Below are 25,540 nucleotides of genomic sequence, written 5' to 3'. Positions count from 1 at the left end.
ATGTCACGCTGAAAATGCCGGCCTTTGAATGGGTTCATGTGCAGCTCCATCAGCAAAAGGGGATGATAAGTTTATCACCACCGACTATTTGCAACAGTGCCATAGATTCTTACGTAGCGTTTCTGGCGTGCATTTTCGGGTGGTTTGTTACTGTTTTTAACGGGGATACGTCAGAAACGCGCTCAGGCCGTCTGAGCGGTACGCGTAATGAGGCGTTATGGTAAATAGCCTATGCTAATGTCCGCTAAGAGCGAAAAGCAGACTGTCACGCGTTGAAGTTAATTGTATTACTTAGATAAACACTATCATTTTCCTGACGTTAAGTTGTATCTTTGATAGGATTAAAAAACGTATAGATAGCTTATGCTACTGAGGGAATAAAAATGACGAAAATTAGTGAACGATGGAAGCACAATGGCATTACTGAAGGTTATTGCAATATTTGTGGGAAATATGGCTTGCTCACAAAAGATCATGTTCCTCCAAAGTGCGCCATAACCTTAGGCCCTGTTTTGCAGAAAACAGTTAGCGAATTTTTTGGTATTCAGGAACCAGTTAAACCATTAAATGCTAAAAATGGCTCTTATTTCAGAACCATTTGCAGCCACTGTAACAATAAGGTATTAGGTGGGCTCGATGTTGCAATTGAAAATGTAACAAAGTCCTTTAAAGAACAGTTAAGTCGATATATGAATGGTATGAATGTATATCCATTCATTAGAATACCTTTTGATAGCATATCTTTCACTAAGGCTATGATTGGGCACGTGCTATCAGCAACTTCAGTTGAAGATTGTAAAAAAGAACCCGTAGATAGCCCCTTCTATACACCTTTAAAGGATTATGTTTTGGGTAAAAATTCAAGTTTTGAGGAAACTCATGATATTTACTACTGGTTTTACCCACACAGAATGCACATATCCGCTCAAAGTGTAGCATTTATGAACGAAGGACATGTGGCATTTATTTGTGCTTTACATTTTTTTCCTATCGGTTTTATTATCACAATGAAAAATGAAGGAACATACCCTGCCCACTCTACAAAATTAGAACTTGAAGATAAATTCCTTACATTTAATATGACCTCTATAAATTATGAGTATACGACATTTCCATTTGTAAATCTTAAGGGAAACCAAATGTATGCGATAAGCAACGGTCATACTTGTGTGAGTTATCCAATAATTAAGTGACGGCTAAATCATACAATCTACGCATGTTCACTTTCTACATATACCATCTATAATGTCCGCTGTTGGCACAGGGCTGCTATTGCAGCCCTGACAACCTTAGATTTCAATCGATTCAGAGATCTCTAACGCATCATCGACTTCAATGCCCAGATAACGGACTGTGCTTTCCAGTTTCCTATGGCCTAACAGAAGTTGGATCACCCTGAGATTCTTAGTTTTCTTGTAGATAAGGTAAGGTTTTGTTCTTCTCATGGAATGTGTGCTGTAAAGCGAATCGTCGAGACCAAGCTTTGCTATCCACCCATGAAAAATCCGGTTGTATTGCCGGGTTGATATGTGCTGGTTAGTACCGACCCGGGATCGAAACAAGAAGTCATTACTATGTAAATTACCAAGTTTTATCAATGCAGTAACAGCTTCTCTTGTCCCTTTGGTTATCTCAAATTGGACAGGGCTACCGGTTTTCTGCTGCAACACCGTTGCCCTGCTTGAAACAGAGCTACCATATGCAACATCAGATACTTTAAGTTTTACCAGATCGCAGCCTCGTAGCTTACTGTCCAGGGCCATATTGAACAGAGCCAAATCGCGCGTCTTACCTTCCAGTTCAAGCCTGATTCGGATCCCCCAGATATGAGATATCTGAAGTGGTCTTTTTTGGCCTACGATACGGCCTTTGTTCCACGATGAAGTGTTCATACTCAAATCTCCTGCAATGTGGGAGATTTGAGTATGGTTGTCCCTTATGAGCGAATTGCAGACATTAACGTTTGGTTAAGGGACGGGCTGTAGCCCGTCCCAGTGAGCGAAGCTTAATTTAGTCCGTGTGCAGCGCTTTGTTAGCCAAAACTGATGTGATTTTTAGTTAGATCTCTATATCTCTTATCGTTGTGTACTTTATGGAGGATCGTTTGGTTGGCGATCAAAAAATCTATAATTTCTTGAATTCTTTCGCTACGAGCATTGGCTCTTAACAAAGTCAAAACGCTTACCATATGTTGCTGGCAGTATTTGTTGTCTAAATTCACTCGCACTTCATTAGAGTGCATTGCTATAACTGTATTGATAATGTTTTGATCGCCAAGCATGCCAAAAAACTGATCATACAAAGGTCGTCCCGCCGGAGAAACACCAGTATTATATGGTATTCCTTTACCAACACGACAAATCAAAACTGTTTTTATAAGCTTATGAACCCTCTCTAAAGGTATGTCATTTTCAGTCTTTAAATACGAAAGAATCTTCCGCATATGAGGGGGTTCATTATAAAAGTTATCCCAAGCATACCTAGCCTCTAAGAGATCGTCGGCATGGCCGTCCAGTGATATAATTCTAGAGTCTAATGATTGATAACGATTACCATCACAAAACGTAAAAAACTCAATACCTAAAGCATGTTTCTCGTTGTGAAGATTGTTCTTGTATCCGTCTAGCGTCACGCCGAGCTTGTATTTTACGTTATCACTGCTTTTATTCCAGATATGCGGAGCAAAAAGAGCGATATTTTTTCTGACAACATTTCCTGTTGAATCAGCTGTATATATGCCGAAAATACTATTGAGTAGATTGTCAGTATTCTGAAGCGACAGATCATTCAAAGGTCTTTCCATGCTATGAATTGTGGCTTCATCAAGAACATCAGTGGATCTTTTTAGATTCTCAAGGAATGATTTTATTTGTATGGCAGACGCGGACGGTTTGTCGTTCAAAATATCTTGAACGCATGTTTGGAGCCAGCCAAGAAGTTCAAAAGCATTTATGGAGTATGAATTTGGGTGCGAAGCACCAATGTCATTCCTCATAGTCAATATATGATTGAGCTTGGTGTAAACAACGTCAGATATTAATTCAAGTTTTCGGCAAGTATTAATAAGGGTGTTGTCTTTTAAACCAGAAAGATCTTCTTCGGTAGAATAAAGCTCTCTACGTCCTCCTCCAACTGCAGCATCAAAGAACATATCGAGGCCATAAACTACTACTTTTTCCCTTAAATTCAGTACAACTTCATTCCAAACATAATTTAACGATGCATCAAATAGTCCTATAGCCGCACCAGCAACGAACTTTGATAAATATCGAGCATCTCTTTTTACCTCAGCAGGTAAAGAATCTATGAATGTGGGGAGGTTTTTTTCAATAATTTGGCGCTCAGGGAGAGAGGCAATTATATTTTCGGTCGGCAAACCAAGATAGGATAAATATCCTTCAAATTTTGTTGTATCTGTGGAAAGTACCCCTGTTCCAGGTTTTGCAATCAATTCTGAACTCATACGATTATTTCCTTATCTGGTTGAAGGCTAGAGAACAGCTAACGCTTTTAGCAGGGGCGCGACGTTAGGAGCGTCCCATACCTAAACTTGTTAAGGTATTTGTGAGCAAACGCCACCAGTATTTGGGTTTAGATCCAATACATACTTCATGCGAGTACAACCTATCCCGAATCAAGCAGGAGTCATTTCTCCCGCACTTAGGGTTTGGACATTTCATGTTCCCTACCCATGGTGAATTCGATTCGTAATGTACGATCTTCATAAAGCCTTAACAATTTAATAGAAGGCTTTTTTGCCCGCAAGTGGAACATTTTTCTGCCTTCTTTCCTGATCTTTACTCACATCAAACTAACGCTGATATACCTCTATTTCAACAGGTTTTTCTGAAATCAATAAATTTGCGTCCGGCAAACTTTATACAGCCAGTACGCGAGTTGTTCTTGATTTACTTAAGCTGGACACATGGGAATTATCCAGCGGCTTGTGCTAGTAAAAGAAGAAATTATCAGGCATTTACCACAACGCCCAATGCCCGCTTTTGGCACAAAGCAGACGCCCACTCTCACGCGAATGCTTTGCCCTTGACTTGCCAACAACCGTATCGCTTGCTCCGCAACTATGGTTTTTTATTAGAATCTTCGCCACTAAATAAATTATAATAAATTGATTTTATTAGATATCTGTCAGAATCTATATGGTCAGCACGAGTAGCATGCTCTAATGTTTCAAATGCTAGGGTTTGTGCGGCTTCAGCAAAAATTCCAGGCCAACCCTTACTCAGCATCGACAGTCCTTTAAGGACCCTTATCTGAATTTCCCTCATACTGGCACCATCGCGCGCAACAGGTGAGAAAAAGTCTTCAAGTAGATCGTTATTCTGAAGTGGTGCAACATGTACAGAAGGATATTTCACTTCTATTTCATCAGATTTATTCTGCGCGTAAGCGGAAAGTATACGTACACCTCTGCCAATGACATCAATGGCGGTTCCAGGATCGTTCACTGCGGGGGAAAGGGCTCGGCAGGCTATTTCGGCCATGACGCTAAGACAAAATCGGGGGTCCTGAGCAAATGAACGTACATCCGAGACAATAATCGTCTCAAGTAAATCGGTGCTGATTGATGACTCCTGGCCCTGACTCAGGTACAAAACTGGCGTGGACGGATGTATGAAACTGCCCGGCTGCGCCACGAGGTATACATGACGGGGATCATTGGTCAGCAGCTTGCTGAGTTTCACCATATCAACATATTCAACATAGCCAATCTTTTTCGGATAAACTGCAACCGTTCCTTTCGGCTGTTCATTGTTCTCAAGCCATGGATATCCGCCGAGACAGGGATTTCTTGCTCTCGCAATAAATGTTTCGATGGCCGCCTGTTCTACTTTTGCCGTTGTCTCACCAACCCTCCCCAGAGAGGTCAAATGCTGTATCCAGCGAAGCAATGTGATGAGGATTAAGGCAATGACAACCAGTGTTACAATGAATAAAATGACTCTCCCCCTTTCTCCATAAGCTCCCATATTGAGGGCAATAATCCCTACCAGACTGAAGAGAAAAGAACCGATGAAGGTGGCCAGTACATTTTGTGTGGTGACGTCTTCAACAACTAAACGAGTAGCTCTGGGAGTCACATTAGTAGTGGCTGAACCGTAGGCTGTGACCATGATGCTCAGCGAAAATGTGGTCACTGCCAGCATACTCGATGCCAGTATGTTCAGAATGTTATCGACTGCTTCCGCACCAACCTTCACGGAAACCGACTCAGGTATCATTGATTTAAAAAGAATTGATAAAAGGGCCGTTATTATTGCGACAATTGCGAATAACGTTGCCCTGAACCATAGTTTTTTAAATGTCTGCTTCAGCATCCATTTCCAGCGTGAAATCATTCTGCATTCCCTCATATTGCAGCCGGGATAAATAAATGCCGCCTCTGTGGCGGCATGTTGCTGTTAACGAACCAGATGCAGGAAGTGCAGGTGTTTTTCGTACTGGTCCAGTATGTCATTAATCAGCTGTTCCTGATTCCAGCCCATTACATCATAATTTTGGCCGCCCTCTTTGAGATAGACTTCAGCGCGATAATATCGATGTTGTTCACTCTGCTGCTCATCATTATCCAGCGCAGCGAGCGCGAAGGTCGGTGAGTTATACCCGCGAAGCCTCACTTCATATATATAATTCAGCTCGTTGCCCAAATCGACTTCAAGGCGAATACGATCCTCGGCGGCGTCACTGATGTGGCTTATCGTTCCCTGCTTGTTAAGTTCCTCCTGAACCAGCGTCATGGCGGGTTGGATAATGTCGTCCATAAAACGTTTCACAAGAGAGCGCTTCGGCAAATACGCGATATTGCGTAACCTTCTCTGCCAGGGAATTGGGTTACGTGCAGCCGTAGGAGCAATAGTCGCCATGCTAAGGCTTTCACGCTTGGTCAAATCCCGACGCAGGGCTTTTAACAGTCCGTATATGGATATTAATAAGATAACTGAGAAGGGCAATGCACTCGCTATCGTTACGGTTTGCAACGCACTCAGCCCCCCTGCGATCAGCAGGGCAATAGCAACAACGCCCATGAGCAATGCCCAGAAAATTCGCTGCCAGACGGGCGTGTTTGCCACCCCACCTGATGCCAGAGTATCCACAACCATTGCCCCCGAATCAGCAGACGTTACAAAGAAGACGATGACCATCGCCATTGCAATGAATGACAGCACGGAAGAGAACGGGAAATGCTCCAGGAAATTAAACAGGGCAAGCGCAACATCCTGCTGAACGGTATTGGCGAGGTCAGTGGCGCCCTGGTTCATGATGAGATAGATGGCGCTGTTTCCAAACACCGTCATCCACATGAGCGTAAAGCCGGCGGGAACAAACAACACGCCAGTCACGAACTCACGAATTGTCCTGCCGCGGGAAACGCGTGCAATGAACATACCTACAAACGGCGACCATGAAAGCCACCATCCCCAGTATAATAATGTCCAGCCCCCCAGCCAGTTGCTCGACTTGGGTTCATACGCGTAAAGGTTGAACGTTTTACTCACCAGTTCCGACAGATAACCACCCGTATTTTCCACAAATGACTTCAGCAGAAGCACAGTGGGACCCAGGCACAAGACCAGCGCCAGGAGCAACACCGCCAGGCCCAGATTAAGCTCAGACAGGATGCGTATTCCCTTGTCCAGGCCGGACACCACCGAAATCGTCGCTAACCCCGTGATGACCACGATCAAAATGACCTGTACCGTTTCATTGATGGGCACGCCGAAAAGATGGTTCAAACCGGCATTCACCTGCAATACACCGTAACCCAGCGATGTTGCAACGCCAAAGACAGTGCCTATCACGGCGAAGATATCAACCGCGTGGCCTATAGGCCCGTAAATGCGATCGCCGATAATGGGATAGAGCGCAGAACGCAGCGTTAAAGGCAGACCGTGACGGTAACTGAAAAAGGCCAGAATCAGCGCCACGATGGCATAAATTGCCCATGCGTGCAGACCCCAGTGGAAGAACGTCAGGCGCATGGCTTCCTTCGCTGCCGCAACGGTCTCTGGAGTGCCGACAGGTGGCGAAAGATAATGCATCACAGGTTCGGCAACGCCAAAGAACATCAGGCCGATCCCCATCCCTGCCGAAAAAAGCATCGCGAACCAGGAGTGGTAGCTGAAATCAGGCTGCGCATGGTCTGGGCCCAGCTTTATATCACCGTAACGTGAGAGTCCAAGGAACGTGACGCTCAGTAAAATCAGGGCCACAGCAAGTATGTAGAACCAGCTGGCATTCGTGAAGATTTGTTGCTGAAGTAGTTTAAAATTTTTGTCGGCGACATCCGGGAATACGGCGGCAAAGGCGACAAGAAGGAAAATTAGCAAAGCAGATGTAAAGAATACCGCTTTGTTAACCTGGCTTGTAGACTTCTTTGGGGTTGTATCATTTTCACTCATAATCATTTATTCCATTAATTAAATCCGCACTGGATAGAAGGTACTACCTCTCACAGAGTAGCAAAGTTCAACTGGCTATGCGGGATTAATCGGAATGCATGGTGGAATGAGTGCCGATACAAATCATCCTATATTCTAAGGAGTTTTAAGTTACTCAGCCTGCCAATTACTGGGGCATTTAATTTGTATGATCTGTATCAAAGCTGGGATATAAGTTAAGTGAAGTATATTAGGCACGAATTACCAGCGTCTGCTCTTGGCACAAAGCGGACAGTGATCACCGTTCTTACGACTACTTTCTGACTTCCTTCGTGACTTGCCCTAAGCATGTTGTAGTGCGATACTTGTAATGACATTTGTAATTACAAGAGGTGTAAGACATGGGTAGCATTAACCTGCGTATTGACGATGAACTTAAAGCGCGTTCTTACGCCGCGCTTGAAAAAATGGGCGTAACTCCTTCTGAAGCGCTTCGTCTCATGCTCGAGTATATCGCTGACAATGAACGCTTGCCGTTCAAACAGACACTCCTGAGTGATGAAGATGCTGAACTTGTGGAGATAGTGAAAGAACGGCTTCGTAAGCCTAAGCCAGTACGTGTGACGCTGGATGAACTCTGATGGCGTATTTTCTGGATTTTGACGAGCGGGCACTAAAGGAATGGCGAAAGCTGGGCTCGACGGTACGTGAACAGTTGAAAAAGAAGCTGGTTGAAGTACTTGAGTCACCCCGGATTGAAGCAAACAAGCTCCGTGGTATGCCTGATTGTTACAAGATGGAGAGCATGAAAAACCTCGGGGCAGCCATCGAATGATGCCATCTACAGGGGTTAAAATAACCACCATCATTTCATAACAATACCTGCTGACTATGAAGATCTACGTCATCAAAATAGCAGTTCATGGAGTCAGTCCGATGGTCTGGCGTCGGCTGAGAATTGCTGCCGACACGTCACTGGCCGCGCTTCACTTCATTTTCCAGATAGTGCAGGGCTGGGGGGACGACCATCTCCATCAATTTCACATTTATGGCAAAGATTACGGTATCTCCTACGAAGGAGGCATCGGTTTTGTCGATAATCCGTTCCGGGTCGTGATTGATGATTTTGCTTTTGATGCTGGCGATCGCTTTACCTATGAATACAATTTCTTTGAGCACTGGCTTCATGACATTCGTGTTGAGGCCATTTATGAAAACTCTACGCTGAAAGCGCCGTTTTGTATAAGCGGCCATGGTATGCCCGGAGCCACAGCTGCGGATGAGTTCGATAAAACCCTGGCGTTTCTTGAAGCTATCGTTAATGCGGATGATGAAACAACGGTCGGCGAGATCCGCCCTTTTGCTGACGACCTGGATGCTGTCAGGTTCAACCGCCACAAAATCAACCGGCAACTGAGCAGGCTCGACCTTGCATCTCCGGTACTGGAGCCTGAAGTTATCTGGCTGGGCCGTCGTCGCTGACTGATGTCTATAAAGGTATACGTTTTCAGCATGCCTCTCAGATCCCCGAAAAAATGTCTATAAACCTCCCTAAATCAGTGTTTATGGATTATTCTTTAAATCTCTATGATGTTTAAAGACCTTCCGGAGGTTTTGCGTGCAATATGCCTACATCAGGGTAAGCTCGGCCGATCAGAATACGGCCCGTCAGGAAGAGGCATTGTCAAAGGCGGGTTTTCAGCCTGATAAAATTTGTGTTGAGCATGCCAGCGCGAAGGACACAAACCGCCCGGGGTTACAGGAACTCCTGGGGCAATTACGCCCTGGTGATACGCTTCTGGTTCATTCCATCGATCGCCTTTGCCGGAATATGTCGGATATGTGCGCTGTCACCACCCGGCTTCGTGACCAGGGCGTTACCCTTATTTTTCTGAAAGAGCAGCTGACGTTCAGCGCCGGCACAAACAATCCGATGCAGGAACTGCAGCTGCACATGATGTCGGCATTCAGCCAGTTTGAACGAGCCTTACTGAAGGAAAGGCAGGCCGACGGCATCGCCGCGAAAAAAGCACGGGGTGAAAAAACAGGGCGCCCCGGCGCCGATATCAAAAAGATCCAGGAAATTGACGCACTCAGAAGCAGAGGGGTCAGGCTCAGGATCGCCTGCGACCATGCGGGCCTTGGCGTTTCCACATATTATAAGCTTCGTCACCAGATGAACAACCAGTAGCCGGGAGATAGTCATCCACCACAGCAGGAGGCAATGATGCAACTGACGCTCCAGATAGTCATCACCGATGAATCAGGCTCCAGTCGAACGGAGGAACTGATGACAATCCAGAAATCAGGGGAGACCCGGAACGACATCGGATTATCGGTGTCAGAATCCAAGCTGTTGCTGAATACGGTCCAGCAGTCGGTGGTCCAGCTGCAGGCAGACGAATATACTCAACACCATATCCGGTGCCCTCACTGCCTTGCTGCGCGCAGAATCAAAGGCAAACAGAAAATACGGTACCGGACGCTGTTTGGCGTTATTCCGGTATCCGGGCTTCGGGTGTACCGGTGCCGTTGTGAAGAGAGTGATACAAAGACAGTCAGTTTGCTCAGCGACTGGGCCGGCGATTATTCTCACCCGGCACTGAAATATATTGAAACCCGCTGGGCCTCGATGATCTCCTATGAAATGACGACTCGTCTGCTGAAAGATATTCTGCCGGTGGGCCACAGCCTGAATGCCTCAACGGTGAGGAATCATTTATGCCAGGTGGCGCAGCGTCTTGACGCTGAGGCTGAAGCTCATTCAGGTTTTCTTTCCGGCTGCCCCCGCGACTGGGGGAACCTGCCCAGGCCAGGAAAACCGCTTGTGGTGGGTATAGATGGTGGTTATGTTCGCGATCGGGATGACAAAAAGCGTAATTTTGAAATTATTGCCGGGAAGTCTTTTTCCGTTGGTGCGCCTGCTGACACCCGCCGCTTCGGTTTTGTTCAGAAGGATGACTGTCATCCGGAACGCAGGCTCATGACCCACCTTTCAGCGCAGGGAATGCAGGCCAACCAGCAGATATTTTTTCTGTCCGACGGCGCGGATAATCTCAGGGACCTCCAGTTCGGTATGTACCCTGAGTCAACGCATGTGCTGGACTGGTTTCATATCACCATGAGGCTGAAGGTGCTCATGCAATATGCCCGGGGACTGCTGGTATCAGATCCAGAGGCGGGGAGTAAAGTTCTGGCACTGCTGGAAAGCATTAAACGATATCTCTGGCATGGCAATGTTGTCGCTGCGCTGGAACATATTGATAATTGCGTTATGTATTGCGATGACCCTGAACTCAGCTATCCTAGCCTGAAATCCCTGCAAAAACATCTGGATGAAATGTATACCTACATCCGGAATAATAAGATGATGATCCCAAACTACGGCGAAATGCGTCGGTACGGAGAGCCGGTATCAACCGCGTTTGTGGAATCCACGATCAATGAAGTGATCGCCAGACGAATGGCCAAAAAGCAGCAGATGCAGTGGAGCAGAAAAGGGGCTCATTATTTGTTACAGACCCGGACCGCCGTTTTGAATAACGAACTGCAGGATAAATTTGTCTGCTGGTATCCGGGTTTTCAAAGTGACGGGAAGGGACCAGCGATGGCAGCATAGCTCACGCTGCCCCAATATTTTTTATGCTCTCGGTCGTATGGAAGCTGGACCGCCTCGGTCGTGATCTTCGTCATCTCATTAATACAGTGCACGACCTGACCGCGAGGGGGACCGGTCTGAAAGTGCTGACCGGTCACGGGGCGACTATCGACACAACAACGGCCGCTGGCAAGCTTGTCTTCGGTATCTTTGCCGCACTGGCGGAGTTTGAGCGCGAACTGATTGCTGAAAGAACGACTGCAGGTCTGGCATCAGCAAGAGCCCGTGGGCGGAACGGCGGCCGACCTTATAAAATGACGCCAGTCAAACTGCGACTGGCAATGGCATCAATGGGACAATCAGAAACAAAGGTCAGTACGCTATGCCAGGAACTTGGGATAACCCGGCAAACTTTGTACAGGCATATTTCCCCTGTTGGTCAACTGCGGGCGGACGGGATCAAGCTGCTCAACCGTGGATAATTTGAACGGACGGAAAAATCTGGGGTTCCGGCGTAGTACCCCTATCACCTCCACATTTTTGCAACAGTGCCTTATAAATGGCAGCCTTATGTTTACTTGCCAAGATGGGCTACCATATGATGTTTTATACTGAGCAATATTAATATTATCTTTAATGGAAAAATTAAGCCCACTAAGTGACCCACTGCTATATGGCTCTATTGTGAAGACGCCTGAGGGTAAAAATTTATACATGGTTGTCCCTATGTCTATTATTGCAAGGTTGACAATATTATTCGTTTTATAAATTTGAGCGTTTAAAATCACACATCAAAGCAATTAGTCAGGATAAACAACAATACCCAGTGCTTCGAGAATCAGTTCTTGCTGCCAGGCTGCAATTTTGATACCTGATGTATCGACTTTGCGGGGATCTAAACCGTCGAGTTCGGCGTGGCATAAATTGGCACCCTGTAGGCTAAATTGCCCCCAGACATCTTCGGAAAAAACACCTCGACTTAAGTCTGACTCTTTCAGTGATGCACCCGCTAGGTTCGTTCCTATCCAGCGATTTTCAAACAACTCACATTTTTCTAAACAAACCCTCTCCATATTGGCATAGGAAAGATTACATCCAGAAATAAATGCTGAGCAAAAGTACATACGATTACTCACTTGATGGGCAAAGTTTGTTCGGGAAAAGTTGGCACCTTTTAAATCACACGCACGGAACTCTATACCGTAGCAATTGGCATTACTGAAGTTTGCCATCGCAAGTTGGCATTGTTGGAAACTTGCATCACGAAGATCTGCGACATCAAAGTGGCAGCCTTCGATATCACCCTGTTCAATGAACTTGCAGTTGACGAATGTCGTATCACGCAAGTTAGCACGTCGAAAGTCGCTGCGAATGAATGTGCAAGCGGTGAAGGTGAGATCACTTAAGTCTTTATGTGAAAAGTTGTGGTGCCGATATGTATGATTGTAGGTTTCCATGAGTACTCCTTGTTGAAAGGAGGGCTAGACTACCATTATACATATGCCAAGACATTAAAATAAAAGCCTGTTACATCAACACATTACAACCCCTCAATTTACCTGTTTTAAGTGGTCAAATTGGCGCGTAGAGCGCCTATCGCTCTTGCATTGGCACGCGGCCCTGTTGAAAAAAGTTATTCGCTTTAGATAGGGTTAGGAGAGCCGTGCTTCGCCGGTAAAAAATCGGACTATCCGACGCAGGGCGGACTCATCGGCGGAGAAGCAAACTTTGACTATATCTCCCTACACTTGGAAGAGGGCTAGACTGGCCCCATAGATCACCAGACACTTCGACTCTCTTAAAATAAGAGGTAGTCTTGGAACTATGTTTAATACCAGTCAGAACGATAAGATGGTTGAAGTGTTATCAGGACCTGAGCGGCGTCGGCGTCGTACACCGCAGGAAAAAATTGCCATTATTCAGCAGACTATGGAGCCCGGTATGACCGTGTCTCATGTCGCGCGCCTGCATGGCATCAATGCAAACCAGATATTCAAATGGCGCAAGCAATATTAAGACGGTTCACTGACGGCTGTTGCATCGGGCGAGGAAGTGGTGCCGGCCTCCGAACTCGCTGCCGCCAATAAGCAAATTCGCGAACTCCAGCGCCTTCTGGGCAAAAAGACGATGGAAGCCGAGATACTCAAAGAGGCCGTGGAGTTCGGCCGGGCAAAAAAATGGATTGCGCATGCGCCCTCGTTGCCTGGGAACGACGAATAAGCGACGTTTGCAGAAGTCTTGGCGTGTCGCGTGCGCAGTTGAGCATTCGGGTTCACCGGCCATCTGACTGACAGGATCGCAGACGGCAGCCCCGTTCTGACGATACCACCGTATTGTCCCGGATAAACATGGCGGTGGCTGACCTGCCGACGTATGGTTATCGCCGTGTGTGGGCGCTGCTGCGACGGGAGTCGGAGCGGGACGGCCTGCCTGTGGTTAATGCAAAGCGGGTGTATCGCATTATGAGAACGCATAATCTGCTTCTTGAACGTAAACCCGCTGATCCTTGCCGTAAGCGGGCCCATAAGGGGCGCGTAGCAGTAGCGGAAAGTAACCGGCGCTGGTGCTCAGATGGCTTTGAGTTCCGCTGTGATAATGGCGAAAAGCTGCGGGTGACCTTCGCGCAGGACTGCTGCGACAGGGAGATCATTGACTGGGCAGCGAGCACCGGAGGCTATGACAAAGAAACGGTGCAGGATGTCATGCTGGGTGCGGTGGAAAAACGCTTCGGAAGGCAGTTGCCAACAGTGCCGGCGTTCGCCCGGTTGCTGGGACTGGAGCCTTGTACGACAGCAGTGCGAAGCCCGGAAAGCAATGGCATAGCAGAAAGCTTCGTGATGACGATAAAACGGGACTACATCAGCATCAGGATTTTAGGGGTCTGACGCTCAGTGGAACGAAAACTCACGTTAAGCAACGTTTTCTGCCTCTGACGCCTCTTTTAATGGTCTCAGATGTCCTTTGGTCACCAGTTCTGCCAGCGTGAAGGAATAATGGCCGAGCATATTGATATGTCCGTGGCAAAGCGGGGAGAGGCGTGCGATATCTTCATCATTCAGTGTTTCACCCTGCGCCCGGAGATGATCCAGGGCTGCCTGCATATAAATAGTGTTCCATAACACGACGGCGTTAGTGACCAGCCCCAGTGTGCCCAGTTGATCTTCCTGACCGTCGGTATATCGTTTTCTTATCTCACCTTTTTGACCGTGACAGATGGCTCTGGCAACGGCATGGCGACTTTCTCCCCGATTAAGCTGGGTCAGAATGCGCCGGCGGTAATCTTCATCATCAATATAATTAAGCAGATACAGCGTTTTGTTGATGCGCCCCACTTCAATGATTGCCTGAGTCAGTCCGGAAGGACGTTCACTTTTCAGCAATGAACGGACCAGCACTGAAACCTGTACTTTGCCCAGCTTCAGGGAGCCAGCGGTCCGGATCATTTCGTCCCACTGAAGGACTATTTTTCGGGGATCTGATTGCCCTCTGGCAATATCATTCAGCACGCCATAGTCGGCATCATGGTCCATTCGCCAGAAAACCGAAGCACCGGCATCAGCCAGGCGTGGAGAAAACTGGTATCCCAGCAGCCAGAAAAGGCCAAAGACAAGTTCGCTGGCACCTGCTGTATCGGTCATAATTTCGGTTGGATTCAGCCCGGTCTCCTGTTCCAGAAGACCTTCCAGCACAAAGATAGAGTCCCTCAGCGTCCCCGGTATAACGATGCCATGAAAGCCGGAATACTGATCGGACACAAAGTTGTACCAGGTGATCCCTCTGTTATTACCAAAGTATTTGCGGTTCGGTCCGGCATTGATTGTTCTGACTGGCGTAACAAAGCGCATTCCATCTGCAGATGCCACTTCTCCTCCACCCCATATCTGTGCCAGTGGCAGCATTGCCTGAAAATCAACCAGTCTGGCATTAGCGCTGGTGATAGTTTCAGCCCGCAGATAGTTCGCTTTTGTCCAGTTCAGCCGGTGTCGGGTCAGTGCAGGAACATTTGATCTGATCAGTGGTTCCAGACCGATATTGCAGGCTTCAGCCATCAGCACGGCGCTGATGCTGACGGGCAGATCATCAACTCTGGCACTGGCTTCACTAGCATGGAAAAACTCATCAGCAAATCCGGTATGGGCGTTAATTTCGAGCAGCAACTCCGTTAAATCCACCGGAGGGAGTAGATCACTGATCATTTTGCTCAGTCGTTTCAGACTGTCCGGCTCATCAAGACTGGCGAGGGGAGAAATTGTCAACCGGGGCTTCGGGCCAGAAACATCGAGTTCGACAGCCTCATTTTCGCAAAGACGTGCAGCAACCTGTCTGTAACGACTATCAAGCTGATGACCCAGAGATTTTATTGCTTCCTGCGGGTCTGTCGGGTGCCCCAAAGAACGATAAACCTTAATCCGGTTTGCCTGCCAGTCAGCACCCTGTAGTAATCTTGCACGAGGATCTCCCCACCGGTTACTGCCGGTAACGTAGACATCCCTCCGCCTCAGACTATCCTGCAGTTTACTGAGAAAGCAGAGCGTGTATCCCCTGCGGGTGATATGTTTTTCCTTGTTAATCACCAGCCGTTTCCATGACCGACTGATAATTTCCGTTGGTGCGTCGTCAAAAAACTGCCGCCGTGAGTGAACTCCCGGCTGAGGTAGTCACAGGCATTCAGAGTGGTAACCCCGGCAGGTGCGGATGAAAATTTAACGGTATTCAGCAGATGGGGCAGGAAACGACGAACGCGCCCGTACTGCTCCACCATTTCTTCATGAAAATTATCGTCTGAGGGCCGGGCAATTTCACGGACAAGCGTGATGATTTCAGCCAGCTTTTGCCTTGGGATGTAGCTGAACACCTCAGCACGAATCGATTCGTCCGGTGTTTCTTCTTTCAGCAGGTACGAACATGCGCTGGCGAGCGCCAATGCAGATTTATCCAGATCCTTCAGCGAGCGGAGCCGTTTTTTCTGCCCAATCTTTCTGGCGTCACGGATGATAACGGCCAGCATGGCGTCCAGAACGTCCAATGCATCATCCAGCGCCAGCGTTTCCCATGCAAGGACAAAGGCAACCAGAACCGCCATCCTTTTCTGCGGTGACATCCTGGCAATATTGAACACCGAAGTCATACCAGCATAACGTGCGAGATTTTTCAGGCGCACAGCCGGGAGTGTACTCAGGTTTTCAGCATGCAGGCCAAAATCGTTCAGAGTTTTCCAGCGTTCAATTGCTTCATTAAACGCCGGACCACTGATGGTCACAGGGCCCTTTTTCAGTGATTCCAGTAAAGACAGGCGGCTGCAATCAGTTGGCCCCAGCAGCATCTCCAGCTGTGAACGCTGTTCGGCTGACGGTATCAGTGCCAGTTTGTTCCACAGGCGCAACGTCGCCTTTTCCCTTACCTCTGAAATCAACCGGGTCAGCGTAGTGGCTCCGGGGAGAATAATACGATGTTGCATAAGCCACCCTGTCGCCAGATCGAAAAGCAGGCCAGGACGTTCGTTGCTTATCCAGCTCCGGGTATATAAAAGACGGGTAAGGCGAAATGTCCAGGGCCAGGCAAATTCACGATACTGATAGTGCTGACGTATCAGCGCTGCATGCTCACGGCGGGTATTTTCCCTCTGACCGTATTCTGCAAGAACGGTGATATCACGAATCCCGAGCTGTCTGGCGGTAAAATGCCGGACGCCGGAAGGAATATGATTCATATCGGTGAGGAAGGTGCCCAGAAAACGGACACATCCAATTTGCAGGGCAATGCCCAGACGGTTGTGATCACCTCTGCTTTTTCCGATAAATTCCTTGTCTGCTTCATCAAGGTGAAAATATCGTGCCAGCTGAAGCTCATCCGGTTCACCGGTGAATCTGCCATAGCTTTCAGTCTGCTCAGTGGTCAGAAAGTCAACGGGCATATCGGCCTCCCTGCCTGACGGGCATTTAGTAACATTTTTCCAACCGTACGAAATGTTATAAATTATCGGACATCGTAAAACTGTTACATTAATATGTCTATTAAATCGTAAATTTGTAATAATAGACATGAGTTGTCCGATATTCGATTTAAGGTACATTTTTATGCGACTTTTTGGTTACGCTCGGGTCTCAACCAGTCAGCAGTCTCTTGATCTTCAGGTCAGAGCACTCAAAGACGCAGGTGTGAAAGCAAACCGTATATTTACCGATAAGGCATCCGGCAGTTCAACAGACCGGGAAGGGCTGGATTTGCTGAGGATGAAGGTGGAGGAAGGTGATGTCATTCTGGTTAAGAAGCTCGACCGTCTTGGCCGCGACACTGCCGATATGATCCAACTGATAAAGGAATTTGACGCTCAGGGCGTGGCAGTCCGGTTCATTGATGACGGGATCAGTACCGACGGTGATATGGGGCAAATGGTGGTCACCATCCTGTCGGCTGTGGCACAGGCTGAACGCCGGAGGATCCTAGAACGCACGAATGAGGGCCGACAGGAAGCAAAGCTGAAAGGAATCAAATTTGGCCGCAGGCGTACCGTGGACAGGAACGTCGTGCTGACGCTTCATCAGAAGGGCACTGGTGCAACGGAAATTGCTCATCAGCTCAGTATTGCCCGCTCCACGGTTTATAAAATTCTTGAAGACGAAAGGGCCTCGTGATACGCCTATTTTTATAGGTTAATGTCATGATAATAATGGTTTCTTAGACGTCAGGTGGCACTTTTCGGGGAAATGTGCGCGGAACCCCTATTTGTTTATTTTTCTAAATACATTCAAATATGTATCCGCTCATGAGACAATAACCCTGGTAAATGCTTCAATAATATTGAAAAAGGAAGAGTATGAGTATTCAACATTTTCGTGTCGCCCTTATTCCCTTTTTTGCGGCATTTTGCCTTCCTGTTTTTGCTCACCCAGAAACGCTGGTGAAAGTAAAAGATGCTGAAGATCAGTTGGGTGCACGAGTGGGTTACATCGAACTGGATCTCAACAGCGGTAAGATCCTTGAGAGTTTTCGCCCCGAAGAACGTTTTCCAATGATGAGCACTTTTAAAGTTCTGCTATGTGGTGCGGTATTATCCCGTGTTGACGCCGGGCAAGAGCAACTCGGTCGCCGCATACACTATTCTCAGAATGACTTGGTTGAGTACTCACCAGTCACAGAAAAGCATCTTACGGATGGCATGACAGTAAGAGAATTATGCAGTGCTGCCATAACCATGAGTGATAACACTGCTGCCAACTTACTTCTGACAACGATCGGAGGACCGAAGGAGCTAACCGCTTTTTTGCACAACATGGGGGATCATGTAACTCGCCTTGATCGTTGGGAACCGGAGCTGAATGAAGCCATACCAAACGACGAGCGTGACACCACGATGCCTGCAGCAATGGCAACAACGTTGCGCAAACTATTAACTGGCGAACTACTTACTCTAGCTTCCCGGCAACAATTAATAGACTGGATGGAGGCGGATAAAGTTGCAGGACCACTTCTGCGCTCGGCCCTTCCGGCTGGCTGGTTTATTGCTGATAAATCTGGAGCCGGTGAGCGTGGGTCTCGCGGTATCATTGCAGCACTGGGGCCAGATGGTAAGCCCTCCCGTATCGTAGTTATCTACACGACGGGGAGTCAGGCAACTATGGATGAACGAAATAGACAGATCGCTGAGATAGGTGCCTCACTGATTAAGCATTGGTAACTGTCAGACCAAGTTTACTCATATATACTTTAGATTGATTTAAAACTTCATTTTTAATTTAAAAGGATCTAGGTGAAGATCCTTTTTGATAATCTCATGACCAAAATCCCTTAACGTGAGTTTTCGTTCCACTGAGCGTCAGACCCCTAAAAGAACTTTCCGCTAAGCGATAGACTGTATGTAAACACAGTATTGCAAGGACGCGGAACATGCCTCATGTGGCGGCCAGGACGGCCAGCCGGGATCGGGATACTGGTCGTTACCAGAGCCACCGACCCGAGCAAACCCTTCTCTATCAGATCGTTGACGAGTATTACCCGGCATTCGCTGCGCTTATGGCAGAGCAGGGAAAGGAATTGCCGGGCTATGTGCAACGGGAATTTGAAGAATTTCTCCAATGCGGGCGGCTGGAGCATGGCTTTCTACGGGTTCGCTGCGAGTCTTGCCACGCCGAGCACCTGGTCGCTTTCAGCTGTAAGCGTCGCGGTTTCTGCCCGAGCTGTGGGGCGCGGCGGATGGCCGAAAGTGCCGCCTTGCTGGTTGATGAAGTACTGCCTGAACAACCCATGCGTCAGTGGGTGTTGAGCTTCCCGTTTCAGCTGCGTTTCCTGTTTGGGGTCGTTTGCGGGAAGGGGCGGAATCCTACGCTAAGGCTTTGGCCAGCGATATTCTCCGGTGAGATTGATGTGTTCCCAGGGGATAGGAGAAGTCGCTTGATATCTAGTATGACGTCTGTCGCACCTGCTTGATCGCGGCCGCGATAGCTAGATCGCGTTGCTCCTCTTCTCCATCCGCGTTCCAAGCTGCGGAAAGGCACCCATAAGCGTACGCCTGGTCGAGCAGGCGACGCGGATCGACGTCCAGCGCACGAGAGAATGCGTCCGCCATCTGTGCAATGCGTCTAGGATCGAGACAAAGGTCGTCTCTGTCAGCCGGATCGTAGAACATATTGGCGGCGCCAAAGCCCACTTCACCGACCAGACCGACGGGATCTATCACCAGCAGCCGCGACTGGAGAACATGATGTTTTCATGATGCAGATCGCCATGTAGCCCACGCAGTTCCGAGGCATTGCTCATCATTTGATCGGCTATAATCGCCGCGTGGACGTAGTCAGTTTGACAACCTGCGTTTTGATCATCGCGCGCCCGCTGAAACAAAGCTGCAAAGCGATCCCGGATCGGGAGAAGGGCAGAAGGCAGGGGTTCCTCAGATGCGGCATACAGCTTCGCCATTAGTTCCGCTGCAATTTCGGTCGCCTGGTAGTCGCCGTGCTCGGCAACGATGTGAGAGAGCATTCGCTCCCCGGCATATTCGAGCAACATCAGATTGTTCTCACGACCGAGCAACCGGACTGCTCCCCTCCCATTGCGCCATACCAGATAGTCGGCCCCGCGCAGTTCATCAGCAATGTCTTCTATAGGTTTCAATCCCTTGACGATTGCAGGAGTCCCGTCTGGCAATGAAACTTTCCAAACGAGGCTGGAAAAGGTGTCCGCAATGAGAACAGGTTGCGAAACGTGCCAATGAGCAGGAAAAACAGGCGGCATGAACATCAACCCCAAGTCAGAGGGTCCAATCGCAGATAGAAGGCAAGGCGTTCGCGGTCGGGGGCTTCGATCCCCAATACATTGAATAGGACAGCGAAGGCGCGCTCTGCTTCATCTGGCGCTGCCCAGTTCTCTTCGGCGTTAGCAATCATGAGTGCCAAATCGGCATAGCGATCTGCTGTTCCGAGCCGCCCAAGGTCGATCAGACCCGTGCATTGAAGAGTTTTAGGGTCCACCATGAAGTTCGGCATGCAGGGATCACCATGGCAAACAACCATATCGGTGCGCTCTTGGTCGAGCCGCACCGGTAGCTCTCGTTCGACACGAGCCAAAAGATCGAGCTGCGGCGTACTCTTGTCCTCGTCCGGTAAGAAGTCGGGATTGACGGCATTGCGGGACACCACATCAACGGCGCGTCCGAACATTCGCGACAGCCTGCGCTCAAACGGACATTGATCAACCGATAGGCTGTGAACAGCGCCAAGTTGCTGCCCCATTGACGGCCACGCTTTGAGCAAATCCGCTCCAGACAGATCAGCCGCCGGTACTCCCGGAATTGCCGTTATCACCAAGCATGCACCCTCCTGTTCCTCCTGCCAGTTGATGACCTCGGGGCAAGCCACACCTCGACCTTTGAGCCAAATGAGGCGGTCACGCTCTCCAGCGAGCTCACCGCGGCGGGAAGCAGGTGCGATTTTCGCGAAGGCATGCCCGTCACCACGTCGAAAAACAAAATCACCAGATTCTCCGCCTCTGACAGGCAACCAGTCAGAATGCGATTCACCAAAAAAAATATTAGTTCGATTCAATGGAGGTTCCTTCAGTTTTCTGATGAAGCGCGAATATAGAGAAATATCCCGAATGTGCAGTTAACGAATTCTTGCGGTTTCTTTCAGCGCCGCCAATACCGCCAGCCCGTCGCGCAAGGGGCGCGGCTCGTGTGTGCGGATGAAGTCAGCTCCACCTGCGGCGGCGGCAAGCTCTGCAGCGAGTGTCGCGGCCCCGACATCCCCCGGACCACGGCCTGTGAGCGCGCGCAGAAAGGATTTGCGCGAAACAGACAGAAGCACCGGCAAATCGAAGCGCAGCCGCAATTCATCGAACCGCGCCAGCACCGAGAGCGAGGTTTCGGGAGCAGCCCCCAGAAAAAACCCCATGCCGGGATCAAGGACAAGGCGGTTGCGTTTGATACCGGCACCCGTCAGCGCCGCGATGCGCGCGTCAAAGAACGCCGCAATGTGATCCATGATGTCGCCAGCGGGTGCCTCGCGCCGATCTGCCTGCCCGTCTTGCACCGAATGCATAACGACGAGTTTGGCAGATGATTTCGCCAATTGCGGATAGAACGCAGCGTCTGGAAAACCGCGAATATCATTGAGATAGGCCACACCACGCGACAAGGCATAGGCTTGCGTCGCGGGTTGATAACTGTCGAGCGAGACGGGAATGCCATCTGCCTTGAGCGCGTCCAGCACCGGCGCGATACGCGCGATTTCTGTGTCGGACGAAACAGGCGCGGCGTCGGGATTGCTGGATGCCGGACCGAGGTCGATCACATCTGCCCCCTCGGCCATCAGCTTACGCGCCTGCGCAATGGCTGCGTCTGGCGCCAGATACCGGCCTCCATCGGAGAAACTGTCCGAGGTTATGTTGACGATGCCGAAAATGATGAGCGATTTATTCATGGGGGCTTCTATAATAATAATAATCGAGCATGAGTCTCATACGGATGCTCGGGTCGAAAGGGAATCCCCAGGCGAGTAACCTGTTTGCGGTGCTCCATTAGCTGCAGGAGCAGAATAGCATACATCTGGAAGCAAAGCCAGGAAAGCGGCCTATGGAGCTGTGCGGCAGCGCTCAGTAGGCAATTTTTCAAAATATTGTTAAGCCTTTTCTGAGCATGGTATTTTTCATGGTATTACCAATTAGCAGGAAAATAAGCCATTGAATATAAAAGATAAAAATGTCTTGTTTACAATAGAGTGGGTATCGGAGACGAAGAAGGACAAGGTACATGCTGACCGATACCAAGCTGCGCAATCTCAAGCCCAGGGACAAACTCTACAAAGTGAATGACCGGGAAGGTCTCTATGTGGGGGTCGCCTCAGAAAACGGAATCTATGGTCACTCCCGTTTTTGCAACACCGATTTTGACGACAAGTTGGCTTGCTTGAATCTATCCGGCGTCTGAATGGGATTTTATTCCCGCGCCTCGATGAGTTCCGCGCCTGATGAACCTCCAGAAAATATACGGCTTCAATGAGCCTTTCCGTTTTACAGGTTCCTCAACAGGCCGGTGGGCCGTTAGTATCATCAATATCAGTATTCGCAAAACCAGATGAATGATTGTTTAAACTGGTGTATTTCTGCCTTTATGCTTCGTAAGTTTGCTGTCGCGCCGTCAGTGCCCAGGCTATTCTGGCCAGCTTGTTTGCCAGAGCACAGGTGACGACAAAGTTGCTTTTCCGACACAACAACTCCCTGACCCAGTCGGCCAACTTGCCAGACTGGTGTTCCAGTTTTTGTATGAATACCCTGGCACACTGAACCAACAAAGTTCGGATCTTTTTGTTGCCCCGCTTGCTAATCCCTAACAATGTCGTCCGACCTCCCGTGCTGTACTGTCGGGGTACCAGCCCTGTTGCCGCCGCAAAGTCACGGCTGCTGGCGTACTGCTTCCCGTCGCCAATCTCAGTTGAAATAGTACTGGCAGTCAGCGTTCCAACGCAGGGAATACTCAGCAAGCGCTGTCCAACCTCATCTTCGTCCAACTTTCGTTTCAACTGAGATTCCAGATCTTTAATCTGCTCAACAAGATAGTGATAATGCTGTTGTAATTTCAGCAGTAACTGGCTGAGATAAAGAGGCAAACTACTGTCCTCAAGAAGGGTACTCAGTCGACTAATAACGGCAGCACCTCGCGGAACGCTGATACCAAATTCCAGCAGAAAAGCATGCATCTGATTAGTTGTTTTCACCTTATCCTGAACCAGGGATTCACGGACACGATGCAGAGCTCGCATTGCCTGCTGAGATTCGGTTCTGGGCTGCACGAAACGCATAGATGGACGTGATGCTGCTTCACAGATAGCTTCAGCATCAACGAAGTCATTTTTGTTGCTTTTAACGAATGGGCGGACAAATTGCGGTGATATCAGCTTTGGAAAATGCCCTAACTCTTCCAGCTTGCGTGCCATAAAGTGAGAACCGCCACAGGCTTCCATCGCGATGGTTGTTGCCGGGCATGTCGCCAGAAATTCGATTAGCTTTGGTCGGGTGAATTTTTTACGGTAAACGGCCTTCCCACGATGATCCTGACAATGAATATGGAAAGAGTTCTTACCCAGATCGATACCAATAAGCGCAATGTTTTCCATGATGGTTCTCCGAATGAAAGCCTGTCCTCAGCATAGTACTGGGAAGGAGGGAGTGACCATCTCATTAAATAAAGCACGCTAAGCCGGTTGCAGCGGTCGTAGCGGCCTGAACTTGCCCGCGCCGATCTTGGCGCTGCTGCGCCAGAGGTAATCGCCGGTGAGGTTGATGTGCTCCCAACCGAGCGGCGACAGGTACTGCAACAGCGCGTCATCAACGGCATGGCCGTTGCCACGCAGCGCGTGCGCAGCCCGTTCCAGATAGACCGTGTTCCACAACACGACGGCAGCCGTTACCAGATTGAGGCCGCTAGCCCGGTAGCGCTGCTGCTCGAAACTGCGGTCGCGGATTTCACCCAGGCGGTTGAAAAACACTGCCCTGGCCAGCGCATTGCGCGCCTCGCCCTTGTTCAGGCCGGCATGCACGCGGCGGCGCAGTTCCACGCTTTGCAGCCAGTCCAGGATGAACAGCGTGCGCTCGATGCGGCCCAGCTCGCGGAGCGCCACGGCCAGGCCGTTCTGGCGTGGGTAGCTGCCGAGCTTTCGGAGCATCAGGGAGGCCGTCACCGTGCCCTGCTTGATCGAGGTGGCCAGCCGCAGGATTTCGTCCCAATGGGCGCGGACGTGCTTGATGTTGAGCGTGCCGCCGATCATGGGTTTCAGCGCGTCATAGGCGGCGTCGCTTCGGGATGTAGAGCTTGGTGTCGCCCAGGTCGCGGATGCGCGGCGCGAAGCGGAAGCCCAGGAGGTGCATCAGGGCGAAGACGTGATCGGTGAAGCCCGCCGTGTCGGTGTAATGCTCCTCGATCCGCAAGTCGGACTCGTGGTACAGCAGGCCGTCGAGCACGTAGGTCGAATCGCGCACGCCGACGTTCACGACCTTGGTGTGAAATGGCGCGTACTGGTCAGAAATGTGGGTGTAGAACGTCCGCCCTGGGCTGCTCCCGTATTTCGGGTTGATGTGGCCGGTGCTCTCGGCCTTGCTGCCGGTGCGGAAGTTCTGGCCGTCCGACGATGAGGTGGTGCCGTCGCCCCAGTGCTCGGCGAAGGGATGGCGGAACTGTGCGTTGACCAGATCGGCCAGCGCCGCCCCGTAGGTTTCGTCGCGGATGTGCCAGGCTTGCAGCCAAGCCAGCTTGGCGTAGGTCGTGCCGGGGCAAGACTCCGCCATCTTGGTCAGGCCCAGGTTGATCGCGTCGGCGAGGATCGTGGTCAGCAACAGGTTCTTGTCTTTGGCCGGGTCGCCCGATTTCAGATGCGCGAAATGCCGAGTGAAGCCCGTCCATTCGTCCACCTCCAGCAGCAGTTCGGTGATCTTGACGTGCGGCAGGATCATTGCCGTCTGGTCGATCAGCGCTTGGGCGGTGTCGGGTACCGCCGCGTCGAGCGGCGTGATCTTCAAGCCTGACTCGGTGATGATGGCGTCCGGCAGCTCGTTGGCCGTCGCCATACGGTTGACGGTGGCAAGCTGTGTTTCCAGCAGCGTCAGCCGGTCGTTCAGGTACCGGTTGCAGTCGGTGGCCACGGCCAGCGGCAATTCGCTGGCCTGCTTGAGGCTGGCGAATTTCGCGGGCGGCACCAGGTAGTCCTCGAAGTCCTTGAACTGGCGCGACCCCTGCACCCAGATGTCGCCGGAACGCAACGCGTTCTTCATCTCCGACAGCGCGCACAGTTCGTAGTAGCGCCGGTCGATGCCGGTGTCGGTCATGACCAGCTTCTGCCAGCGCGGCTTGATGAACTCGGTCGGCGCGTCGGCGGGCACCTTGCGGGCGTTGTCGCTGTTCATGCCGCGCAGCACCTCGATGGCGTCGAGCACGTCCTTCGCGGCGGGAGCGGCCCGCAGCTGGCACTGTTGCAAAGTTAGCGATGAGGCAGCCTTTTGTCTTATTCAAAGGCCTTACATTTCAAAAACTCTGCTTACCAGGCGCATTTCGCCCAGGGGA

At 49.7% G+C, this 25,540-nt stretch carries 16 protein-coding genes and 9 pseudogenes; 13 read left to right on the top strand and 12 right to left on the bottom strand.

Translation table 11 applies throughout. The annotated features are described in order from the left end of the window. Positions 1-224: hypothetical protein (locus tag BGK49_RS30760; protein ID WP_206779274.1), on the top strand; the 224-nt coding region annotated here is incomplete at its 5' end. Between the two features lie 159 nt (positions 225-383). Further along, positions 384-1,193 (top strand): hypothetical protein, encoded by an 810-nt coding sequence (locus tag BGK49_RS17190; protein WP_000161640.1) that lies wholly within the window; start codon positions 384-386, stop codon positions 1,191-1,193. Between the two features lie 96 nt (positions 1,194-1,289). Here the strand turns inward: BGK49_RS17190 and BGK49_RS17185 are convergent, their stop codons facing one another. From BGK49_RS17185 to BGK49_RS31190, 5 genes and pseudogenes are all read right to left on the bottom strand, one after another. Then, a complete protein-coding gene (locus BGK49_RS17185; protein WP_001752951.1) occupies positions 1,290-1,892 on the bottom strand; it encodes a site-specific integrase in 603 nt (200 codons plus the stop codon). A 140-nt stretch (positions 1,893-2,032) separates the two neighbouring features. Further along, positions 2,033-3,463 (bottom strand): hypothetical protein, encoded by a 1,431-nt coding sequence (locus BGK49_RS17180; protein ID WP_001460374.1) that lies wholly within the window; start codon positions 3,461-3,463, stop codon positions 2,033-2,035. 616 nt (positions 3,464-4,079) lie between these two features. Continuing rightward, positions 4,080-5,357, bottom strand: coding sequence for a DUF2254 domain-containing protein (locus BGK49_RS17175; protein ID WP_000625667.1), 1,278 nt, complete (start codon positions 5,355-5,357; stop codon positions 4,080-4,082). Between the two features lie 63 nt (positions 5,358-5,420). Further along, positions 5,421-7,418, bottom strand: a complete 1,998-nt coding sequence (locus BGK49_RS17170) for a BCCT family transporter (RefSeq protein ID WP_005032116.1) — start codon at positions 7,416-7,418, stop codon at positions 5,421-5,423. Positions 7,419-7,648: 230 nt separating this feature from the next. Beyond that, positions 7,649-7,774: pseudogene (locus BGK49_RS31190) on the bottom strand (hypothetical protein); the annotation flags it as partial. 24 nt (positions 7,775-7,798) lie between these two features. On the opposite strand from BGK49_RS31190, the gene relB reads away from it, so the two are divergent. From relB to BGK49_RS17140, 6 genes and pseudogenes are all read left to right on the top strand, one after another. Beyond that, positions 7,799-8,038 (top strand): type II toxin-antitoxin system antitoxin RelB, encoded by a 240-nt coding sequence (relB, locus tag BGK49_RS17165; protein WP_000534857.1) that lies wholly within the window; start codon positions 7,799-7,801, stop codon positions 8,036-8,038. Beyond that, a pseudogene (relE, locus tag BGK49_RS17160) lies at positions 8,038-8,199 on the top strand (type II toxin-antitoxin system mRNA interferase RelE); the annotation flags it as partial. The gene relB and the pseudogene relE, both read left to right, overlap by 1 nt. Positions 8,200-8,288: 89 nt before the next feature. Continuing rightward, entirely contained in the window at positions 8,289-8,879 is a 591-nt protein-coding gene (locus BGK49_RS17155; RefSeq protein WP_012477564.1) for a plasmid pRiA4b ORF-3 family protein, read from the top strand. Positions 8,880-9,015: 136 nt separating this feature from the next. Then, the gene (locus BGK49_RS17150; protein WP_001493762.1) at positions 9,016-9,588 is read left to right on the top strand and encodes a recombinase family protein; all 573 of its coding nucleotides are present in this window, start codon (positions 9,016-9,018) and stop codon (positions 9,586-9,588) included. 36 nt (positions 9,589-9,624) lie between these two features. Then, a complete protein-coding gene (locus tag BGK49_RS17145) occupies positions 9,625-11,016 on the top strand; it encodes an ISKra4-like element ISKpn19 family transposase (protein WP_001493761.1) in 1,392 nt (463 codons plus the stop codon). Positions 11,017-11,048: 32 nt separating this feature from the next. Then, a pseudogene (locus BGK49_RS17140) lies at positions 11,049-11,477 on the top strand (recombinase family protein); the annotation flags it as partial. Between the two features lie 318 nt (positions 11,478-11,795). Here the strand turns inward: BGK49_RS17140 and BGK49_RS17135 are convergent. After that, on the bottom strand, positions 11,796-12,452 hold the full coding sequence (locus BGK49_RS17135; RefSeq protein ID WP_001516695.1) for a quinolone resistance pentapeptide repeat protein QnrS1: 657 nt from the start codon (positions 12,450-12,452) through the stop codon (positions 11,796-11,798). Positions 12,453-12,846: 394 nt separating this feature from the next. Here BGK49_RS17135 and BGK49_RS17120 point away from each other — a divergent pair. Beyond that, a pseudogene (locus BGK49_RS17120) lies at positions 12,847-13,862 on the top strand (IS3 family transposase); the annotation flags it as partial. 75 nt (positions 13,863-13,937) lie between these two features. Here the strand turns inward: BGK49_RS17120 and BGK49_RS17115 are convergent. After that, positions 13,938-16,909, bottom strand: a pseudogene (locus BGK49_RS17115) (Tn3-like element Tn3 family transposase); the annotation flags it as partial. A 163-nt stretch (positions 16,910-17,072) separates the two neighbouring features. Here BGK49_RS17115 and BGK49_RS17110 point away from each other — a divergent pair. From BGK49_RS17110 to BGK49_RS17100, 3 genes and pseudogenes are all read left to right on the top strand, one after another. Next, a complete protein-coding gene (locus BGK49_RS17110) occupies positions 17,073-17,630 on the top strand; it encodes a recombinase family protein (RefSeq protein ID WP_001235713.1) in 558 nt (185 codons plus the stop codon). Positions 17,631-17,812: 182 nt separating this feature from the next. Next, on the top strand, positions 17,813-18,673 hold the full coding sequence (locus BGK49_RS17105; protein ID WP_000027057.1) for a broad-spectrum class A beta-lactamase TEM-1: 861 nt from the start codon (positions 17,813-17,815) through the stop codon (positions 18,671-18,673). A gap of 209 nt (positions 18,674-18,882) precedes the next feature. Then, positions 18,883-19,287 (top strand): annotated as a pseudogene (locus BGK49_RS17100) (IS91 family transposase); the annotation flags it as partial. Between the two features lie 106 nt (positions 19,288-19,393). On the opposite strand, the pseudogene BGK49_RS17095 reads toward BGK49_RS17100, so the two are convergent. The 3 genes and pseudogenes from BGK49_RS17095 to sul2 form a co-directional block, all read right to left on the bottom strand. Continuing rightward, positions 19,394-20,229: pseudogene (locus BGK49_RS17095) on the bottom strand (APH(6)-I family aminoglycoside O-phosphotransferase). Further along, positions 20,229-21,032 carry an aminoglycoside O-phosphotransferase APH(3'')-Ib gene (gene aph(3'')-Ib / locus BGK49_RS17090; RefSeq protein WP_001082319.1) on the bottom strand — a complete coding sequence of 268 codons (804 nt, stop codon included), beginning with the start codon at positions 21,030-21,032 and terminating at the stop codon, positions 20,229-20,231. Before aph(3'')-Ib ends, BGK49_RS17095 begins: the two are co-directional and overlap by 1 nt. A gap of 60 nt (positions 21,033-21,092) precedes the next feature. Continuing rightward, the gene (sul2, locus tag BGK49_RS17085; RefSeq protein ID WP_001043260.1) at positions 21,093-21,908 is read right to left on the bottom strand and encodes a sulfonamide-resistant dihydropteroate synthase Sul2; all 816 of its coding nucleotides are present in this window, start codon (positions 21,906-21,908) and stop codon (positions 21,093-21,095) included. 329 nt (positions 21,909-22,237) lie between these two features. Between sul2 and BGK49_RS31185 the strand changes: the two are divergent. Next, positions 22,238-22,342, top strand: a pseudogene (locus BGK49_RS31185) (Arm DNA-binding domain-containing protein); the annotation flags it as partial. Positions 22,343-22,595: 253 nt separating this feature from the next. Here BGK49_RS31185 and BGK49_RS17075 read toward each other — a convergent pair. Continuing rightward, entirely contained in the window at positions 22,596-23,600 is a 1,005-nt protein-coding gene (locus tag BGK49_RS17075; RefSeq protein ID WP_000427619.1) for an IS110-like element IS5075 family transposase, read from the bottom strand. Between the two features lie 78 nt (positions 23,601-23,678). Beyond that, a pseudogene (locus BGK49_RS17070) lies at positions 23,679-25,443 on the bottom strand (Tn3 family transposase); the annotation flags it as partial. Positions 25,444-25,540: the final 97 nt, after the last annotated feature.

It is taken from the genome of Shigella sp. FC1544 (assembly GCF_001722145.1).
In the GTDB taxonomy this organism is placed as follows: domain Bacteria; phylum Pseudomonadota; class Gammaproteobacteria; order Enterobacterales; family Enterobacteriaceae; genus Escherichia; species Escherichia coli.
The sequence above is the reverse complement of the archived record's forward strand: the minus strand, read 5'-3'. Positions and strand labels throughout refer to the sequence as shown.

Bases quoted from the DNA above. Each gene is read 5' to 3' on its own strand.
- BGK49_RS17190 (WP_000161640.1), top strand. From the start codon at position 384: ATGACGAAAATTAGTGAACGATGGAAGCACAATGGCATTACTGAAGGT.
- BGK49_RS17185 (WP_001752951.1), bottom strand. From the start codon at position 1,892: ATGAACACTTCATCGTGGAACAAAGGCCGTATCGTAGGCCAAAAAAGA.
- BGK49_RS17180 (WP_001460374.1), bottom strand. From the start codon at position 3,463: ATGAGTTCAGAATTGATTGCAAAACCTGGAACAGGGGTACTTTCCACA.
- BGK49_RS17175 (WP_000625667.1), bottom strand. From the start codon at position 5,357: ATGATTTCACGCTGGAAATGGATGCTGAAGCAGACATTTAAAAAACTA.
- BGK49_RS17170 (WP_005032116.1), bottom strand. From the start codon at position 7,418: ATGAGTGAAAATGATACAACCCCAAAGAAGTCTACAAGCCAGGTTAAC.
- relB (WP_000534857.1), top strand. From the start codon at position 7,799: ATGGGTAGCATTAACCTGCGTATTGACGATGAACTTAAAGCGCGTTCT.
- BGK49_RS17155 (WP_012477564.1), top strand. From the start codon at position 8,289: ATGAAGATCTACGTCATCAAAATAGCAGTTCATGGAGTCAGTCCGATG.
- BGK49_RS17145 (WP_001493761.1), top strand. From the start codon at position 9,625: ATGCAACTGACGCTCCAGATAGTCATCACCGATGAATCAGGCTCCAGT.
- BGK49_RS17135 (WP_001516695.1), bottom strand. From the start codon at position 12,452: ATGGAAACCTACAATCATACATATCGGCACCACAACTTTTCACATAAA.
- BGK49_RS17110 (WP_001235713.1), top strand. From the start codon at position 17,073: ATGCGACTTTTTGGTTACGCTCGGGTCTCAACCAGTCAGCAGTCTCTT.
- BGK49_RS17105 (WP_000027057.1), top strand. From the start codon at position 17,813: ATGAGTATTCAACATTTTCGTGTCGCCCTTATTCCCTTTTTTGCGGCA.
- sul2 (WP_001043260.1), bottom strand. From the start codon at position 21,908: ATGAATAAATCGCTCATCATTTTCGGCATCGTCAACATAACCTCGGAC.
- BGK49_RS17075 (WP_000427619.1), bottom strand. From the start codon at position 23,600: ATGGAAAACATTGCGCTTATTGGTATCGATCTGGGTAAGAACTCTTTC.